Here is a 16,254-nt window from a genome sequence, read left to right on the forward strand (position 1 = left end):
CCTGGCGTTATAATTTCCGATAATTTAGCCTGCCATGCGAAATTATTGCAAGCTTTCCGCGATGTTATAGCGGACTTATCAGCATACTGTGCCCTTCAATGCGCAATAAGCGAAACGGCATCTGGTAGGCGGCGGCTAAATTTTGCGGCGTCAGCACCAAATCGCGGCCGCCCTGAGCCACCATTTTACCCTCGCGCAGCAGCCACACTTTATGGGCGTGGCGCAGGCTGTGGTTCAGGTCATGGCCGCTCATCACAACCGCAATACCGGCTTCGCAAAACGCCAGCAGCACGCGGTCAAGCGCCGCCTGCTGGGCAACGTCAAGGCTGTTCATCGGCTCGTCCAGCAGCAGAAGCTGCCCGAGAGGATTGGCCTCCGGGTCGATTTGCAGCAGCACCGCAGCAAGCCGCACGCGCTGCCATTCGCCGCCCGAAAGCTGGTTAACCGGCCGCGTTAACTTATCCGTCAGCCACAAAGCCTCCGCCAGGCGCATCATTGCCTGTTCCGCATCGGGCGAAGGCTGATGCAGTTGCAGGTAATGCCAGACCGGCATGGCAAAAGGAGGAAGTTGCTGCTGGCTAAGCCAGGCGCGACGGCGTGAAAGCGCGGCGGGGAGCCAGGCCTCAAGCGGCCGGTCGTTGAGCTGAATACTGCCCTGCCCCTCGATCAGCCCGGCCATGCGCGCCAGCAAGGTGCTCTTACCCGCCCCGTTAGGCCCCACGAGGTGGATAAGCTCGCCCGGCTCCACCGTCGCGGTTATCGGCCCAAGCCGGTCTGCGACGGTGACTCCGTTTAATTGCAGGAGTGGCAAATTATTTCGCCAGCGCCTGTTTGATAGCGTCCAGAATAATCGGATCTTCCGGCGTCATATCCGGTGAGAAGCGCTGGATAACTTTACCGTCACGCCCGATGAGGAATTTCTCGAAGTTCCACAGGATATCGTCAGGGTACAGCGGGCCGCGGCCTTTGCTGCTCATGCGTTCGTAGAAGCCGCTACCTTCCGGCGCTATGGCCGCCGGGCAGGCGTCGATCAGCTTCTGGTAGAACGGGTGGCGGTGCTCGCCGTTAACGTCGATTTTGCTGAACAGCGGGAAGGTTACGCCGTAAGTGGTGCTGCAAAAAGTTTTGATCTCTTCGCTGCTGCCCGGCTCCTGGCCAAGGAACTGGTTGCACGGGAAGCCCAGCACGCTAAAGCCCTGTGCCTCGAAATCTTTCTGCAGGTTTTCCAGCTGCTCGTACTGAGGCGTCAGGCCGCATTTAGACGCGACGTTAACAATCAACAGCACCTTACCCTGCCAGTTTTCCAGCGTGGTGTTTTCGCCTTCAATGGTCGTTACTTCGGTATTCAGAACATTGCTTTGCATAGCATCCCCTTAATCAGTGAGCCGGGTTAACGCCCGGCTTTCAATAACAACCAGATAAATACCGGTGCGCCCAGCGTGGCGGTGACCACGCCGATAGGCAGCTCGGCTGAGTTTAATGCAAGCCGCGCCACCACGTCCGCCCCGGTTAACACCGCCGCACCGGCTAATGCGCTGGCGGGCAGCAGAACACGATGGTCCGTCAGCCCGCTGAGGCGCAGCATATGCGGGATAACCAAGCCAACAAAGCCAATTGCCCCGGCAAGCGCAACGCTCACGCCCACCAGCCAGCCTGTCGCGACCACCATAATATTGCGCCAGAGCCAGACCGGCAGGCCAAGCTGGCGGGCAGAGTTTTCCCCAAGCGCCATCAGGTTCAACGGCGCATGCTGGCGGCATAGCCAGATAATCACCGGCAGCAGCGTCGCCATTAGCCAGGCCTGCTGCCAGTCCACGCCGCCAAAACCGCCCATCATCCAGTACATTAACTGGCGCAGGTCGAGACTGGAGCTGAAGTAGACCGCCCAGGTCATCAGCGCGCTACAGATAATACCCAGCGCCACCCCTGCAAGTAATAGACGACTGGTGGAGAGATGACGACGGGAAAAACGTAACAGAATAAGAGTGATGGCAAGCGCCCCGGAGATAGCGCACAGGCCGAGCGCCCAGCCGGGCAATATCCCCTGCCCCAGCAGCAGCCCGCCGACCAGCGCCACGCCCGCGCCGTTAGACACGCCCAGCAGACCGGGTTCAGCCAGCGGGTTTTCAAACAGCGCCTGCATAACGGTGCCGGATACCGCCAGCGCCGCCCCGACCAGCAGCACCGCCAGCGTTCTCGGTAATCTTATTTGCCAGATGAATAGATGCGCCTCATCGCTCCACCAGGAGAGCGGCGAAAACCAGACGTCACCGGCGCACAGGCTCAGCGCCGCCACCGCGGCCATCGCGAAGATCAGCGCAAAAAGCCAGCGCCGCTCGAATCGACGTTGCCTGGTAACAAAACTCAGCATCAGCGTAAAGGCTCCAGCCCGGCACATTTATGCGCCTGATTTTACGGGGAGTTTATGGGTGAGAACAAGAAAAGAAAAAGGCCGCGTTAGCGGCCTTTTGTTAACTCAGGTTACTCGTCTTTTGGCGACGCGTTTTCAACCCGACTTTTTAGCTTCTGACCAGGTCGGAAGGTCACCACACGGCGCGCCGTAATGGGAATATCTTCACCGGTCTTCGGGTTGCGCCCGGGACGTTGGTTTTTATCGCGTAAGTCAAAATTACCAAAGCCCGAGAGTTTAACCTGCTCACCGTTTTCCAGAGCGCGACGGATCTCTTCGAAAAACAGCTCTACCAGCTCTTTGGCATCTCGTTTGCTAAGACCAAGCTTATCAAACAGATATTCTGACATTTCAGCTTTTGTAAGCGCCATACGTTCAATCCCTCAATGATGCCTGGAATCGCTCTTTTAATGCCTCTACACATTTTGCAACGGTAGCGGCAATCTCCTCTTCTTCGAGTGTACGGCCCGTATCCTGAAGGATAAGGCTTATGGCCAGGCTCTTGTAGCCTTCGGCTACGCCCTTGCCACGGTACACGTCAAATAAGTTTACGCCAACTACCTGATTTGCGCCAACTTTCTTACACTCGACCAAAATATCTGCTGCGGGAACGTTTTCAGCCACCACAACGGCGATATCACGGCGGTTTGCCGGGAAGCGTGAAATCTCCTGAGCGTCAGGCACCACGCGGTCTGCGAGCCTGTTCCACAGCACTTCGAACACCAGCGTGCGGCCGTTCAGGTCAAGCTTACGCTCCAGCTCCGGGTGAACAACACCAATGAAACCAATGCATTCACCTGCTAAATAAATGGCAGCACTTTGCCCTGGATGCAAGGCCGGATTTGCTTCTGCTCTGAATTCGATGTCCGAAAGTTTGCCGGTCAGGGCCAGAACAGACTCCAGATCGCCTTTCAGATCATAGAAGTCAACGCCGTTACGCGCCAGATCCCAGTGCTCTTCATAGCGGTTTCCACAGATGGCGCCGCCCAGCATAAGATCCTGACGAATGCCAAGGTCCGCCTGAGTATCAGGCACAAAGCGCAGGCCGGACTCGAAAATACGCACGCGGCTTTGCTGACGGTTCTGGTTATAAACCACGGTAGTCAGCAGGCCGGTCAGCAGAGACAGACGCATCGCGGACATATCGCTGGAGATAGGATTAGGAAGAATCAGATTTTCTTCGCCCGGGTGCAGAAGCTGCTGAATTTTCGGGTCAACGAAGCTATAGGTGATGACTTCCTGGTAGCCTTTGTCCACCAGCATGGTTTTCACACGCTTCAGGGACAGGTCCGCTTCACGATGCGTACCCATCACCAGGCCTGCCTGTACCGGGCTGTTTGGAATGCTGTTGTAGCCGTAGATACGGGCAACTTCTTCCACCAGATCCTCTTCAATTTCCATGTCGAAACGCCAGCTTGGCGCAACGGCAGTCCATTGATCCTGGCCTTCGGTCACTTCGCAGCCCAGGCGGCGCAGAATGTCGCTAACCTGCGCATCTTCGATATGGTGGCCAATCAGGCGATCCAGCTTGCTGCGGCGCAGAGTAATGGTTGCACGCTTAGGCAGGTGAGCTTCATTTGTTACGTCGATAACCGGGCCGGCTTCGCCGCCGCAAATATCAATCAGCAGGCGGGTAGCGCGCTCCATCGCTTTGTATTGCAGAGCCGGATCTACGCCACGCTCATAGCGGTGAGAAGCGTCGGTGTGCAGGCCGTGACGACGTGCGCGACCGGTAATGGAAAGCGGGCTGAAGAAGGCGCATTCCAGCAGGACGTTCTGGGTTTCATCGTTAACGCCGGAGTGCTCGCCGCCGAAGATGCCGCCCATTGCCAGCGCTTTGTTATGGTCCGCGATGACCAGGGTATCCGCGTTCAGTTTAGCTTCGCTGCCGTCCAGCAGTACGAGGGTTTCGCCCTCTTGCGCCATACGCACTACGATCCCGCCTTCAATGCGGTTCAGATCGAAGGCGTGCATCGGCTGGCCAAGTTCCATCAGCACGTAGTTGGTTACGTCAACCACGGCATCAATGGAGCGAATACCGCAGCGGCGCAGTTTCTCTTGCATCCACAGCGGGGTTGGCGCCTTAACGTTGATACCTTTAACAACGCGGCCCAGGTAGCGAGGGCAGGCTTCTGCGGCGTCTACGCGAATCGGCAGCGTGTCGTTGACGGTAGCCGCTACGGCGGCCATTTCTGGCTCAACCAGAGGCAACTTGTTCAGCACGGCAACGTCGCGAGCCACGCCGATAATGCCCAGGCAGTCCGCGCGGTTTGGCGTTACGCTAATTTCGATGGTGTTATCGTCAAGCTTCAGGAATTCGCGGATGTCGGTGCCGACAGGTGCATCCGCAGGCAGCTCGATGATGCCGTCGTGGTCGCCGGAAATACCCAGCTCGGAGAAGGAGCACAGCATGCCTTCAGAAGGCTCACCACGCAGCTTAGCCGCTTTAATTTTGAAATCGCCCGGCAGTACCGCGCCAACGGTCGCTACGGCCACTTTCAGGCCCTGACGACAGTTTGATGCGCCGCAGACGATATCAAGCAGGCGATCGCCGCCTACGTTGACTTTTGTCACGCGCAGCTTGTCGGCGTTAGGGTGCTGGCCGCACTCAACCACTTCACCCACCACTACGCCGTGGAATGCGCCCGCAACGGCATCAACGCCGTCTACTTCCAGACCAGCCATGGTTATCTGGCCGGATAACTCGTCACTGCTGTTGGCTGGATTTACCCATTCGCGTAACCAGAGTTCACTGAATTTCATTGGATATCCCGCCCTTATTTGAACTGTTTGAGGAAACGTAAATCATTTTCGAAGAATGCGCGCAGGTCGGTCACGCCGTAGCGCAGCATGGTCAGACGCTCCATGCCCATACCGAAGGCAAAGCCGGAGTAAACTTCCGGATCGATGCCGACGTTGCGCAGTACGTTCGGGTGCACCATGCCGCAGCCCAGCACTTCCAGCCACTTGCCGTTTTTACCCATTACGTCCACTTCTGCGGACGGCTCGGTGAACGGGAAGTAGGACGGGCGGAAGCGAATTTGCAGGTCTTCTTCGAAGAAGTTATTCAGGAAGTCGTGCAGCGTGCCCTTCAGGTTGGTGAAGTTGATATTGGTATCAACAATCAGGCCTTCCATCTGGTGGAACATCGGGGTGTGGGTCTGATCGTAGTCGTTACGATAGACGCGGCCCGGCGCAATAATACGGATTGGCGGCTGCTTGTCTTTCATGGTGCGGATCTGCACGCCGGACGTCTGGGTACGCAGCAGGCGAGTCGCATCGAACCAGAAGGTATCGTGGTCAGCACGAGCCGGGTGGTGCCCGGGAATATTCAGCGCGTCGAAGTTGTGGTAGTCATCTTCGATTTCCGGACCGGTCGCCACGGTAAAGCCCAGCTCGCCAAAGAAGCTTTCTATACGGTCGATAGTACGGGTCACCGGGTGCAGACCGCCATTTTCGATACGGCGGCCAGGCAGAGAAACATCGATGGTTTCCGCGGCCAGGCGTTTATTCAACTCTGCGCTTTCCAGCGCGGCTTTGCGGGCGTTCAGGGCTTCCTGAACCTGCTCTTTAGCTTCGTTGATGACCGCGCCAGCTGCCGGACGTTCTTCCGGCGGCAGTTCACGCAGGGTCGTCATCTGGAGGGTCAGGTGGCCCTTCTTCCCTAAATATTCGACGCGTACAACATCTAACGCGGCAACATCCTGGGCATCGTTTATGGCTGCTTTTGCACTGGCAACCAGCTCTGCGAGATGTGGCATGGTATTCCTCTTATGCCGGCAAACTGCCGGGGTGGTTGGTCTGATTCGAAAACGAAACGCAAAAAAAAAGCCTCCGGACAGGAGGCTTTCGGCGCTGTTTTTCGTTTCTTTTCTTACGCGCAAAGCCCCCTGAGTCAGGCGCTAAAGTAAAAAAAGAAGCGGAAAATAGCAGCATTCATGCTTGCAGTTACCTTATTTCGACAGTTTTCGCTTCGGCTATTGAACGAGCCCGGGCGCTAAAAGTCAATAAATTGATTATCTTGTATATAAAAAGAGGGAGCAAGCTCCCTCTCTTAACTGGCTTAAGCCAGAGCTGCTTTCGCTTTTTCGACCAGGGCAGTGAATGCCACTTTGTCGAATACTGCGATGTCAGCCAGGATCTTACGGTCGATTTCAACAGAGGCTTTTTTCAGGCCGTTGATGAATTTGCTGTAAGAGATACCGTTCTGACGAGCTGCAGCGTTGATACGTGCAATCCACAGCTGGCGGAACTGACGTTTACGTTGACGACGGTCGCGGTAAGCGTACTGACCAGCTTTGATAACAGCCTGGAAGGCAACGCGGTATACGCGAGAACGCGCACCATAGTAGCCTTTAGCTTGTTTGAGGATTTTTTTGTGACGAGCACGTGCGATTACACCACGTTTTACGCGAGCCATTTAGCTCTCCTGTTTCTATATTCTGAATTAATTAAAAAAAGTTTACTTATGCGTACGGCAGGCACGCGACTACCAGGCCCAGATCCCCTTTGGAGACCATGCCTTTCGGACGCAGATGACGTTTACGCTTAGTAGACTTCTTAGTCAGAATGTGACGCAGGTTAGCGTGCTTACGCTTAAAACCGCCAGAAGCAGTCTTTTTGAAGCGCTTAGCGGCGCCGCGTACTGTTTTAATCTTTGGCATTTCAATTTCCACTTCGCATTGTTAATAAAACGAACCAGTAGGCGAACAAAAATCCGCAGGGCCGGAGCCCCGCGGCATGTTACTTGATGGCCTTACTGTTTCTTCTTAGGAGCAAGCACCATGATCATCTGGCGGCCTTCGATCTTCGTAGGGAAGGATTCGACCACTGCCAGTTCACTCAGATCGTCACGGACGCGGTTAAGCACTTCCATACCAATCTGTTGGTGAGCCATCTCACGACCGCGGAAACGCAGTGTGATCTTGGCTTTATCTCCTTCTTCCAGAAAGCGAACCAGGCTGCGGAGTTTTACCTGGTAGTCGCCATCATCGGTGCCAGGTCGGAATTTAATTTCCTTAACCTGAATAACTTTTTGCTTCTTCTTCTGTTCCTTAGAAGATTTGCTTTTCTCGTAGAGGAACTTGCCGTAGTCCATGATGCGGCAAACAGGCGGTTCGGCATTTGGACTGATTTCAACTAAATCAACCCCTGCCTCTTCGGCTTTTTCTAAAGCTTCATTCAGACTGACAATACCAATCTGCTCGCCATCTATACCGGTCAGACGAACCTCAGTGGCACGAATCTCTCTGTTAATGCGATTAGGACGCGCCGGTTGAACTCTTTTTCCGCCTTTAATACTTTATTCCTCCAGTTGATGAAGATTGCGGCTGCGAATCTCTTGCTGCAGCTTTTCAATCAATTCGTTGACGTCCATGCTCCCCAGGTCTTTACCGCGGCGGGTACGAACGGCAACTTTGCCTGCTTCGACCTCTTTATCGCCACAAACCAACATATAAGGGACACGACGTAACGTGTGTTCACGGATTTTAAAGCCTATCTTCTCATTTCTCAAGTCTGCTTTTACGCGAATGCCCGCATTTTGGAGTTTACGAGTCAATTCGTTAACGTAATCGGCCTGGCCATCGGTGATATTCATCACCACAGCCTGCACCGGAGCCAGCCATGTTGGGAAGAACCCGGCGAACTCTTCGGTCAGAATACCGATAAAGCGTTCCATTGAGCCCAAAATGGCGCGGTGAATCATTACCGGCACCAAACGCTCGTTATTTTCGCCGATATAAGAGGCGTTCAAGCGAGTTGGGAGGGAGAAGTCAAGCTGCACGGTACCACACTGCCAGGCACGATCAAGGCAGTCGTACAGGGTAAATTCAATTTTAGGGCCGTAGAATGCACCCTCACCCGGCTGATAGTCAAACGGGATATTGTTTTCCTGCAGCGCAACGGCCAGATCCGCTTCCGCGCGATCCCACATTTCGTCGCTGCCGATGCGTTTTTCCGGACGGGTAGACAGCTTGACGACGATTTTTTCAAAACCGAAGGTGCTGTACATGTCGTACACCATACGGATGCAGCTGTTTACTTCGTCACGAACCTGTTCTTCAGTACAGAAGACGTGGGCATCGTCCTGAGTAAATCCGCGCACGCGCATCAGGCCGTGCAGCGCGCCCGAAGGCTCGTTGCGGTGGCAGCTACCGAATTCGGCCATGCGCAGCGGCAGGTCGCGGTAAGACTTCAGGCCCTGGTTGAAAATCTGCACGTGACCCGGGCAGTTCATCGGTTTGATGCAGTATTCACGGTTCTCGGAAGACGTGGTAAACATCGCATCTTTGTAGTTGTCCCAGTGGCCGGTTTTTTCCCACAGCACACGGTCCATCATGAACGGGCCTTTCACTTCCTGGTACTGGTACTCTTTCAGCTTGGAGCGAACAAATACTTCCAGTTCACGGAAGATAGTCCAGCCGTCATTGTGCCAGAACACCATACCCGGCGCTTCTTCCTGCATATGGTACAGGTCAAGCTGCTTGCCGATTTTACGGTGGTCGCGTTTGGACGCTTCTTCCAGGCGTTGCAGATAAGCATTCAGCTGCTTTTTATCCGCCCAGGCGGTGCCGTAGATACGCTGCAACATCTTATTGTTGCTGTCGCCACGCCAGTAAGCACCGGAGGTTTTCTGCAGCTTGAAGTGATGGCAGAAACGCATGTTCGGTACGTGTGGGCCGCGGCACATATCCACGTATTCTTCATGATGATACAAACCGGGTTTGTCATCATGGCTGATATTTTCATCAAGAATGGCAACTTTGTAGTTTTCACCGCGGTTGACAAAAGTCTCACGCGCTTCCTGCCAGCTCACCTTCTTCTTAATGACGTCATAATCTTTCTCGGCCAGCTCATGCATACGCTTTTCGAGCAGCTCAAGATCTTCCTGCGTCAGGGTGTGGTCAAGGTCAACGTCGTAGTAGAAACCGTTGTCGATAACCGGGCCAATCGCCATTTTGGTGTGCGGCCACAGCTGCTTGATGGCATGACCCAGCAGGTGAGCACAAGAGTGGCGCAGAATTTCCAGACCGGCTTCGTCTTTTGCCGTGATGATGGCGAGCTTCGCATCGTGGTCGATAATATCGGAGGCGTCTACCAGTTCACCGTCTACGCGACCGGCAATACACGCTTTTGCGAGGCCTGGACCAATATCCAGCGCAACATCCATCGGGCTAACGGGTTTGTCGTAATGGCGTTGGCTGCCATCAGGAAGAGTAATAACAGGCATGTTATGTCCTTATCTGCAGTGGTGACCCACACGAAAGATCACATACAGTTCTATTGAAGTTTAGATTAATCAGAGAGTTGAGGTGAGTTGAATGCTTCACTCTGCAAACTGTGTACGTCCGGAAGAACATTGTCCCCGAAGTACCCTCTCCTGCTCTCTAACTACGCAGCACAATAGTACACGTCATTGATGTTGTTATAAAGCAAGAAAAAATGCTGACGTACAGATGGCATCTCATCGCAAGCATCCTTCTCACTTTATTCGTGTACGGCACAGAGGAAAGAGACCCGTTCCGCTCAATAAATTCTTTGGCTTAATAGCAAACAATGACAAGTCCAGATAACGTAATCTATTAGTAACAGCAGCCATGAATTAAGAAAATATCAAGTGGTAGCGTATGAAATTTATAAGAAATAATTAAAAACTGCGAGTGGTACGTTGGTATCGGAACCTCTGGCTCATGCTGTATTCAAGCTCCTTACCGAGGCTGGCATTATAGTTTCCATCCTCTTTTGGGACCATTTCAATTGAAGATGGAAAAGTACAGAATTCCCAATCAGGTATTACTTCACATTTAGCAACTATCATATCGCGTCCGAACGACAGCTTTTTATTTATTATCTCCCCGATGAAGACTTTAAGTCTGAAGCCATGCCTGCATTTTATCTAAACACATGGAACAAACAAAAATAAATTATCGCAATCATCAACGATATTTTTGTCATTCGCTATTAGCTTTATGTAATTCACCAGAACCATAAATAAGGGGCGCCATTTGCACCCTTTATTTAATTGACCACAATAAAACACTGCACTAGCAACTAATCGTAATGTGTATCATTCCATACTATTTTCACTTCCCCTGAACCCACAATCGAGTCAGATCTGGCCAGCCCTGCGAAGTCACTTCCACACCGCGGATCTGGGGCGTTGACTTAACCTGGAAACTAAAACTAAACAAAGGGAACAGGAAAGACTTATCAATCAAAAACCGCATCAATTTATGTGAGCGTTCCGGATAGCGTTCAGCATCCTTACCCATCCTTTCTTGTATTCTCATTAGACGTTGCAGGGTTGGTTCCGGCATAAACCTCTGCATCATTAAAGAGTGACAAAAACGCTCTTCCGGCGAGAACCACTTCGACTTACCGAAGCGAAGATCTGAGACGCCAATATCCCAGTCCTCCCATCCCGAGGTTAAGAACCAGTGATTAGCATCCACCGGCTGCAGAACCAGGCGACACTGCCAATAGGATAGCTGGCGGACCAGTTGTTTCATAAGCTGTTCTGTTTCCGGAGCCCAGAAATAGACCAGAGTTAACGTGGCAGGAAGCTTCACATCGGGTTCCATCGCCTGGCGCGGCGCTGTGCAGGCGAACTCACTGTCCACGGCCTGCATCCCCTCCACTCCATCCAGCGCACTAACGGCTATTCGAGCCAGCCCCCGGATAAGATCCTGCTGGGCTTTGCTTAACCCTCCTTTGCGTTCATTAAACGCAAGGAAGACAAACCCGGAGGAATCGCTCGAAACATGGATCTGGTCGGCCGCCTCCACGCTATCTTCAGGTTGAGTCACCGTTACCGTCGTCCACTTATGTTTAGGTAAACGGGCCATGATTCTGTATTCAACTTCCTGAACCAACGGGCGCAGGCCGTGATACTCCATAAAGCGATTAAGAATAATATGCTCATCATCATGATGCCTGACCGCAAATGCGCCAAGGCCAATTTCAGCCCCGCAGGGATGTGATAAAGCATGAACCGTATTTGCAAGGCGATGCGCAAGTAAAGCATCGGAACGAGCCAATGTGAGTACGATGGCATCTTCTCCTGCCAGGGCGGCTGAAATCACATGCTGGAAAGCAGGCCTTACAAGGTGATGTTTCAGAGACTGGAGAAGCTGCTCCGCCTGGACTCGTTCGCCATTGTGCCAAATAAGCCCCGATCGCAGATGGAAAATCCATACCGTATGGTTATTCCTGCTTTCAACGGTATGCGCAAGGTCTGGCTCCGGGATGCCATGCTCGTTAAGCCTGGTCAGCCCCGCATGAACCATCATAATTAAATGACGCTCCACTCTCCCAGTGTGGTCGGAAGGGGTAATTTTTTCCACAGGACGATAGAAAGGTATTACCACCCGAGTACCGCGCCCGTTAGCACTAACGAGGCTGTGGTGCGTAACGAATGATTCCGTTCGCTCATCCTGTTGTGCGGAGTCAAGCCCCCATTCATTTACCCGGCAGTGGAGTCGCCCTTTTGCTCCCCTGCCCGGACGTGATGCCCAGGTTAGCCATTTTCGCTCAATCATGGCGTGGAGTAATACGCGGGCATACCGTGGAGTACAGACCAGCACCGCTGCAACCTCAGGGAGACTCACTTCCACCGCCTGCGTCTGCCAGCGCCATAACAGACGCTTATACTGACGTTTTAGACGATCTTCCTGCAGAGAGTGAGTCTCTCTTTTATTATCTTTTTCCATGAAACATCAACTCCATTAACATCTCACCAGAGTTTACCCTGGTCTTTTTTAGTAATGTTTTCTGACAGTACGTGGATGCCATAGCCCCCCCCCCCAAAGGCTCTTTTAAAGTATGAAAAGGTAGAAAAAGGTCAATCTAAGCTGACATTTCGGAGTACAGAGAATGATTATTGAAATGCTTTATCGTTGTTTTGTATATGCTCAACGGAGAGACACGATATTTAACAAGCTGACGCCATTGTTGCTGAGGCAATCTCGATAGCATAGAGCATAAGATGAGCATCTCCCCGCGATGTTCAATGTTCATCTTCTTCATTATCATCATTTTAGTATTACTGACTACTTTTACCGACATTCCTAAATAGCGCCCGATAGTCGCGGTATCTTTTCCATAAATCAGGAGATAAAAAACTTCCTGCTGGCGCTGGGTTAACCTTAGAAAACCCTCATTAATAGGCGACGAATTTCGCCCCGACGGTCGTTTTTTCAGAAATGCAACCACTTCATGAATAGGACTTTTTATCTGTAATACAGGTATCCCTGGTGCCAGCAGTGTAAGCAACTGCCCCTGCGCAGCGGTTATCAACAACTGAGTGACTTTCGGATACTTCATGGCGGCATCCAGTATGGCATGAAGTCCGTGCAGCAGACTTTGCCCTACCCCAATAAGCAGGCGGGTATTGAGGCCAATTTCATCTTTTATTTCGTCCGGTGATGACACATAAGCAATCGTTTCATCCGGATAAAGCTCCTCAAGGATAAAGCGGATACCAGTTGCAGCCGCATATTCACCCCATATCACCACATTGGCCTGCCCAGCCGGTGACAGAATACTGCCTTTATGCTCACACATATCCGGCCTCTACATCCAATACATCACGCGTCAGTCCGCGTTCATCCTCCGGTGAAAGCATCCCCATAATGGAAGCCTGATGCCAACAATCTTGCAGCGTTACGGGCCCTTGCAACGGGTTATGCGTGCGAATAGCATTTTGAGCACAGGTGACAAACTGCTCACGGCGCGGGAAATAAAGCATTCCAGCATCCGGGGCGCTGAGATCGGCTCTGGCACAGTCCGCGTCGGGCAAAGGAAGAGACGCCTTTTGCTCAGTTATCAGCGCCACGGGTACCGCCAGAGGCCAACCCTCTCCCACCAGCAGCCCCTGGCAGAGCGGCGGAATTTTTGTCCCGGGCAAAATAATGACCTGATCCGCATCCGACTCTGCACGCTGAAGCAGTGAAGGAGCACACCACACCGTATTCCACTCAGGCCATTGCCCTTTCGGCGGCATAGAGGTCATGATTAGCAATAAAGGTTTCATGCTGCTTCCTCACACTTCGCGATAAAATTCCGGAGTCGGTTCCAGGTCACCTCTGAGGGCCCTGCAACTTCCATTACGTGCGCGCCGGACGCTCTTGCGGCCGCAATGCCGTGCGGATTATCTTCAACAATCACGCATTCCTGCGGTTTAAGGCCCAGACAAAGCTGCGCTTTTAGATAAATTTCCGGATCCGGTTTACCCCGGCTAACATCCTCGTTTGAAAGGGTAAACTGTAGATAATCAAGCAGTTTTGCCCGTGACAGCATGTTATCGATGCTGCCGCGTACAGAATTTGAAGCAACGGCCAGCCTGTAGCCGTGCTGCTTAAGACGGGATAACGCGAGCTGGTGTTCGTACACCGGCCAGCAGTTTTGGTTGATAAGCTGTAAAGTGTAAATCTGCTTCATCTCATTGATGAAAGCATGCAGCGAGGCAGGCAAACCATAACGCGCCGTTAAGCGGTCAAGTTTTTCCCTGGTCGGCAGGCCGTCAAATTCACCCTCATGTTCAGCTCGGGTAATCGTTAATCCAAACAAAGCGAGAGCCTGATTCAGCGCGTCGTAATGCCACTCTTTCGCGTCAATCAGCACCCCATCCATATCAAAAATAACTCCGCGAATACGGCTCATCCCAGCAACTCCTGCGCTTTGAGTGGGCTGTCGGTGCACAGCATTAAATGAGGATCTTTACGTAACGAAAGCGGCATTGCTGCCAGTTGTGCCCAAAGGGCAGCGTGGTCTCGCCCATGTAACTCAGGCGAAACCAGGCACACTTGCTTGCCCGCACACAACCATTTTTCCAGTTGGGCGATACTGATTTCCAGACCATAAAAACCATCCACCCACAGCACCTGAGACTTTTCGCTTAACGGCCCCTCAGGTTCATACTCGCTGAGGCGAGCGGCAACATTCATCCCGGCAGCCAGGTAAGGCATCGTGTCGGGCACGGACATATCGAAGCAAAAATATTGGCTGATATTCCGCTCGTTTAGCAGTTTTTTTAAGCGGGCAGTTAAGCCATCTGATTTAATATTTAGAGCCAGCATAGCGCCAGATTTTGATGCAATATAATCATCAAGAAATTGCGCCACGGTTAATACTCCATCACGTGGCGTATCATGACTTACTACTAACTCACCATTGAGGTCACGAATATCAGTTTCTATTCCCCAACCGCTGGTTAATGCTTTATATAATATCGGAGCGGTATTTTGTTCATCACGGGACGACCAGGCACCACGATGTGCTAAAATCTGCATATAGACTCCTTGCCCATTAAATTAAATTGTAATGTTCGAGGGCGGTGTTTATGTCACCGTCAAATAGTAAGGTTCCGTGCTCAAGCAGAATTCCGCGTTCACACGTTTTGCGCAGCTGGTTCTCATCATGGCTAACCAGCACCAGGGTGCCTCCCCGGGCTTTAAACTCGTTGATTTTGCCAAAACATTTCTCGCGGAAGCTTTTGTCCCCGACCGCCAGCGCCTCATCAATAGCCAGGATATCGCTATCCAGATGAATGCCCACGGAAAAGGCAAGACGCAAAAACATCCCCGACGAATAGGTGCGTACCGGCTGATCAAGAAACGACTCCAGCTCTGAAAAGGCTATTATTTCATCAAGATGCTGATGAATTGCCTTGCGGGACATACCTAATATGCTGCCTGCCAGAAAGATATTCTCTCTCCCGCTCAGGTCGTGATGGAAACCGGCTCCCACTTCAAGCAAGGAAGACATACTCCCGCCAACATTAATGCAACCAGCGCTCGGACGAGTCACCCGGGTCAATAGTTTGAGTAACGTAGACTTGCCCGCGCCGTTACGGCCTAACACGCCAACGGACTCTCCCGCTTTAATGGTAAAGCTGACATCATTAATTGCCGTGAACGCCGGAATTGGCGCAGCGCGGCGAAAACTGAATGCCGTACGCAGGCTATTACCCTGGACGTAACTCGCGGAATAATTTTTCGTAACCTTCTCGAATGTAATCATTCCCTGTCCATTACCTGTGATTCATAACGAATAAAACAGCCATAGCCCACTACGGCAACAAATAGTGTCAATCCCACGCTGATAGAAATAGAAAAGGCAGAAGGAGGCTGACCACCTAATAAGGCAAAACGAAACAGTCCGACCAGGCCATATAACGGATTTAATGCCATCAGATGATATAAATTTTTAGGCAATAGACCCGGAGTCCAGACTACAGGAGTCAGGTAAAAGAGCCCCTGGATCATCAACGGAATAATATGGCGAAAATCACGAAAACGTAGCTGGGCTAGCGCCATCAGGCAACCCAGCCCCCACCCTAGCAGCGCGACCATGACGCCGCACAACAGCAAAAGAGGAAGATGCACTACCGGGAAACGCACACCACAGAGCGGCAATAACACGCATACCCAGAACAGCAGTAGCAGAAAATCAATCACGCTAATGCCCATTCCCGCAAGCGTCAGACCAATGCGCGGGAAATAGATTTTCTTTACTAACTCAAGGTTATTAAGCAACACCTCACCGACGGCGTTAGCCGTATTGGCAAACAGCATCCACAGAGCAAGTCCGCTCAGCAGCACCCAGGCATAGGGCACGTTATATTCCGGCGGATTGAAGCGTACGATGATGCCGAATACGCCGTAGTACATTCCGAGTTGCAGCAGCGGATTGAGTAGCGCCCACAGCCATCCAAGCCAGGTCTGGCGGTAGCGCACCGAAAAATCACGCAGCACAAGCTGGCTTATCAAATGCCTGGACTGCCATAGTTCAGCCAGCGAACTAGTGCTGCGGGCGTGGGAGATAAAACCTTTCATTTCCCGGTT

Annotated in this window: 18 protein-coding genes and 1 other annotated feature; all 18 genes read right to left on the reverse strand. The window is 52.3% G+C overall.

Features of this window, described 5'->3' with window-relative positions:
• Window positions 1-64 precede the first annotated feature (64 nt).
• Window positions 65-802: a vitamin B12 ABC transporter ATP-binding protein BtuD gene (btuD, locus tag ACG1VR_RS13685; RefSeq protein WP_395491111.1), complete on the reverse strand. Its 738-nt coding sequence runs from the start codon at window positions 800-802 to the stop codon at window positions 65-67.
• Window positions 803-812: 10 nt separating this feature from the next.
• Window positions 813-1,364, reverse strand: a complete 552-nt coding sequence (locus ACG1VR_RS13690) for a glutathione peroxidase (RefSeq protein WP_395489065.1) — start codon at window positions 1,362-1,364, stop codon at window positions 813-815.
• Window positions 1,365-1,390: 26 nt separating this feature from the next.
• On the reverse strand, window positions 1,391-2,371 hold the full coding sequence (gene btuC / locus ACG1VR_RS13695) for a vitamin B12 ABC transporter permease BtuC (protein ID WP_172570208.1): 981 nt from the start codon (window positions 2,369-2,371) through the stop codon (window positions 1,391-1,393).
• Window positions 2,372-2,481: 110 nt separating this feature from the next.
• Window positions 2,482-2,781: an integration host factor subunit alpha gene (gene ihfA, locus ACG1VR_RS13700; protein ID WP_001229265.1), complete on the reverse strand. Its 300-nt coding sequence runs from the start codon at window positions 2,779-2,781 to the stop codon at window positions 2,482-2,484.
• A gap of 4 nt (window positions 2,782-2,785) precedes the next feature.
• Window positions 2,786-5,173, reverse strand: a complete 2,388-nt coding sequence (gene pheT / locus ACG1VR_RS13705; RefSeq protein WP_395489066.1) for a phenylalanine--tRNA ligase subunit beta — start codon at window positions 5,171-5,173, stop codon at window positions 2,786-2,788.
• Between the two features lie 14 nt (window positions 5,174-5,187).
• Window positions 5,188-6,171, reverse strand: coding sequence for a phenylalanine--tRNA ligase subunit alpha (gene pheS, locus ACG1VR_RS13710; RefSeq protein WP_016536038.1), 984 nt, complete (start codon window positions 6,169-6,171; stop codon window positions 5,188-5,190).
• Between the two features lie 60 nt (window positions 6,172-6,231).
• Window positions 6,232-6,355 (reverse strand) — a sequence feature (Phe leader region).
• Window positions 6,306-6,350 carry a pheST operon leader peptide PheM gene (pheM, locus tag ACG1VR_RS13715; protein ID WP_106120997.1) on the reverse strand — a complete coding sequence of 15 codons (45 nt, stop codon included), beginning with the start codon at window positions 6,348-6,350 and terminating at the stop codon, window positions 6,306-6,308. Its footprint overlaps the feature before it by 45 nt.
• Window positions 6,356-6,473: 118 nt before the next feature.
• Entirely contained in the window at window positions 6,474-6,830 is a 357-nt protein-coding gene (rplT, locus tag ACG1VR_RS13720) for a 50S ribosomal protein L20 (RefSeq protein ID WP_000124850.1), read from the reverse strand.
• A 46-nt stretch (window positions 6,831-6,876) separates the two neighbouring features.
• Window positions 6,877-7,074 (reverse strand): 50S ribosomal protein L35, encoded by a 198-nt coding sequence (rpmI, locus tag ACG1VR_RS13725; RefSeq protein WP_006118955.1) that lies wholly within the window; start codon window positions 7,072-7,074, stop codon window positions 6,877-6,879.
• 92 nt (window positions 7,075-7,166) lie between these two features.
• A complete protein-coding gene (gene infC, locus ACG1VR_RS13730) occupies window positions 7,167-7,709 on the reverse strand; it encodes a translation initiation factor IF-3 (protein WP_071704088.1) in 543 nt (180 codons plus the stop codon).
• 3 nt (window positions 7,710-7,712) lie between these two features.
• A complete protein-coding gene (gene thrS / locus ACG1VR_RS13735; protein WP_039898108.1) occupies window positions 7,713-9,641 on the reverse strand; it encodes a threonine--tRNA ligase in 1,929 nt (642 codons plus the stop codon).
• Between the two features lie 853 nt (window positions 9,642-10,494).
• Window positions 10,495-12,120, reverse strand: a complete 1,626-nt coding sequence (locus ACG1VR_RS13740; protein ID WP_395489067.1) for an SgrR family transcriptional regulator — start codon at window positions 12,118-12,120, stop codon at window positions 10,495-10,497.
• Between the two features lie 136 nt (window positions 12,121-12,256).
• Window positions 12,257-12,973, reverse strand: a complete 717-nt coding sequence (locus ACG1VR_RS13745; RefSeq protein ID WP_395489068.1) for a helix-turn-helix transcriptional regulator — start codon at window positions 12,971-12,973, stop codon at window positions 12,257-12,259.
• Window positions 12,966-13,442, reverse strand: a complete 477-nt coding sequence (locus ACG1VR_RS13750; RefSeq protein ID WP_395489069.1) for a hypothetical protein — start codon at window positions 13,440-13,442, stop codon at window positions 12,966-12,968. Before ACG1VR_RS13750 ends, ACG1VR_RS13745 begins: the two co-directional genes overlap by 8 nt.
• Window positions 13,439-14,071: an HAD family hydrolase gene (locus ACG1VR_RS13755; RefSeq protein WP_395489070.1), complete on the reverse strand. Its 633-nt coding sequence runs from the start codon at window positions 14,069-14,071 to the stop codon at window positions 13,439-13,441. Before ACG1VR_RS13755 ends, ACG1VR_RS13750 begins: the two co-directional genes overlap by 4 nt.
• On the reverse strand, window positions 14,068-14,700 hold the full coding sequence (locus ACG1VR_RS13760; protein WP_395489071.1) for a hypothetical protein: 633 nt from the start codon (window positions 14,698-14,700) through the stop codon (window positions 14,068-14,070). The genes ACG1VR_RS13755 and ACG1VR_RS13760 overlap by 4 nt, the downstream gene beginning before the upstream one ends.
• 16 nt (window positions 14,701-14,716) lie before the next feature.
• Window positions 14,717-15,430 (reverse strand): ABC transporter ATP-binding protein, encoded by a 714-nt coding sequence (locus ACG1VR_RS13765; protein ID WP_395489072.1) that lies wholly within the window; start codon window positions 15,428-15,430, stop codon window positions 14,717-14,719.
• A complete protein-coding gene (locus ACG1VR_RS13770) occupies window positions 15,427-16,245 on the reverse strand; it encodes an ABC transporter permease (RefSeq protein WP_016536027.1) in 819 nt (272 codons plus the stop codon). Before ACG1VR_RS13770 ends, ACG1VR_RS13765 begins: the two co-directional genes overlap by 4 nt.
• Window positions 16,246-16,254: the final 9 nt, after the last annotated feature.

The sequence above is a fragment of the Cedecea davisae genome, assembly GCF_044095835.1.
In the GTDB taxonomy this organism is placed as follows: domain Bacteria; phylum Pseudomonadota; class Gammaproteobacteria; order Enterobacterales; family Enterobacteriaceae; genus Cedecea; species Cedecea davisae.

Coding starts and splice junctions, on each gene's coding strand:
- ACG1VR_RS13690 (WP_395489065.1), bottom strand. CDS start 1,364: ATGCAAAGCAATGTTCTGAATACCGAAGTAACGACCATTGAAGGCGAA.
- pheS (WP_016536038.1), bottom strand. CDS start 6,171: ATGCCACATCTCGCAGAGCTGGTTGCCAGTGCAAAAGCAGCCATAAAC.
- ihfA (WP_001229265.1), bottom strand. CDS start 2,781: ATGGCGCTTACAAAAGCTGAAATGTCAGAATATCTGTTTGATAAGCTT.
- thrS (WP_039898108.1), bottom strand. CDS start 9,641: ATGCCTGTTATTACTCTTCCTGATGGCAGCCAACGCCATTACGACAAA.
- ACG1VR_RS13745 (WP_395489068.1), bottom strand. CDS start 12,973: ATGTGTGAGCATAAAGGCAGTATTCTGTCACCGGCTGGGCAGGCCAAT.
- ACG1VR_RS13760 (WP_395489071.1), bottom strand. CDS start 14,700: ATGCAGATTTTAGCACATCGTGGTGCCTGGTCGTCCCGTGATGAACAA.
- rpmI (WP_006118955.1), bottom strand. CDS start 7,074: ATGCCAAAGATTAAAACAGTACGCGGCGCCGCTAAGCGCTTCAAAAAG.
- ACG1VR_RS13755 (WP_395489070.1), bottom strand. CDS start 14,071: ATGAGCCGTATTCGCGGAGTTATTTTTGATATGGATGGGGTGCTGATT.
- ACG1VR_RS13765 (WP_395489072.1), bottom strand. CDS start 15,430: ATGATTACATTCGAGAAGGTTACGAAAAATTATTCCGCGAGTTACGTC.
- ACG1VR_RS13740 (WP_395489067.1), bottom strand. CDS start 12,120: ATGGAAAAAGATAATAAAAGAGAGACTCACTCTCTGCAGGAAGATCGT.
- ACG1VR_RS13770 (WP_016536027.1), bottom strand. CDS start 16,245: ATGAAAGGTTTTATCTCCCACGCCCGCAGCACTAGTTCGCTGGCTGAA.
- btuC (WP_172570208.1), bottom strand. CDS start 2,371: ATGCTGAGTTTTGTTACCAGGCAACGTCGATTCGAGCGGCGCTGGCTT.
- pheT (WP_395489066.1), bottom strand. CDS start 5,173: ATGAAATTCAGTGAACTCTGGTTACGCGAATGGGTAAATCCAGCCAAC.
- ACG1VR_RS13750 (WP_395489069.1), bottom strand. CDS start 13,442: ATGAAACCTTTATTGCTAATCATGACCTCTATGCCGCCGAAAGGGCAA.
- rplT (WP_000124850.1), bottom strand. CDS start 6,830: ATGGCTCGCGTAAAACGTGGTGTAATCGCACGTGCTCGTCACAAAAAA.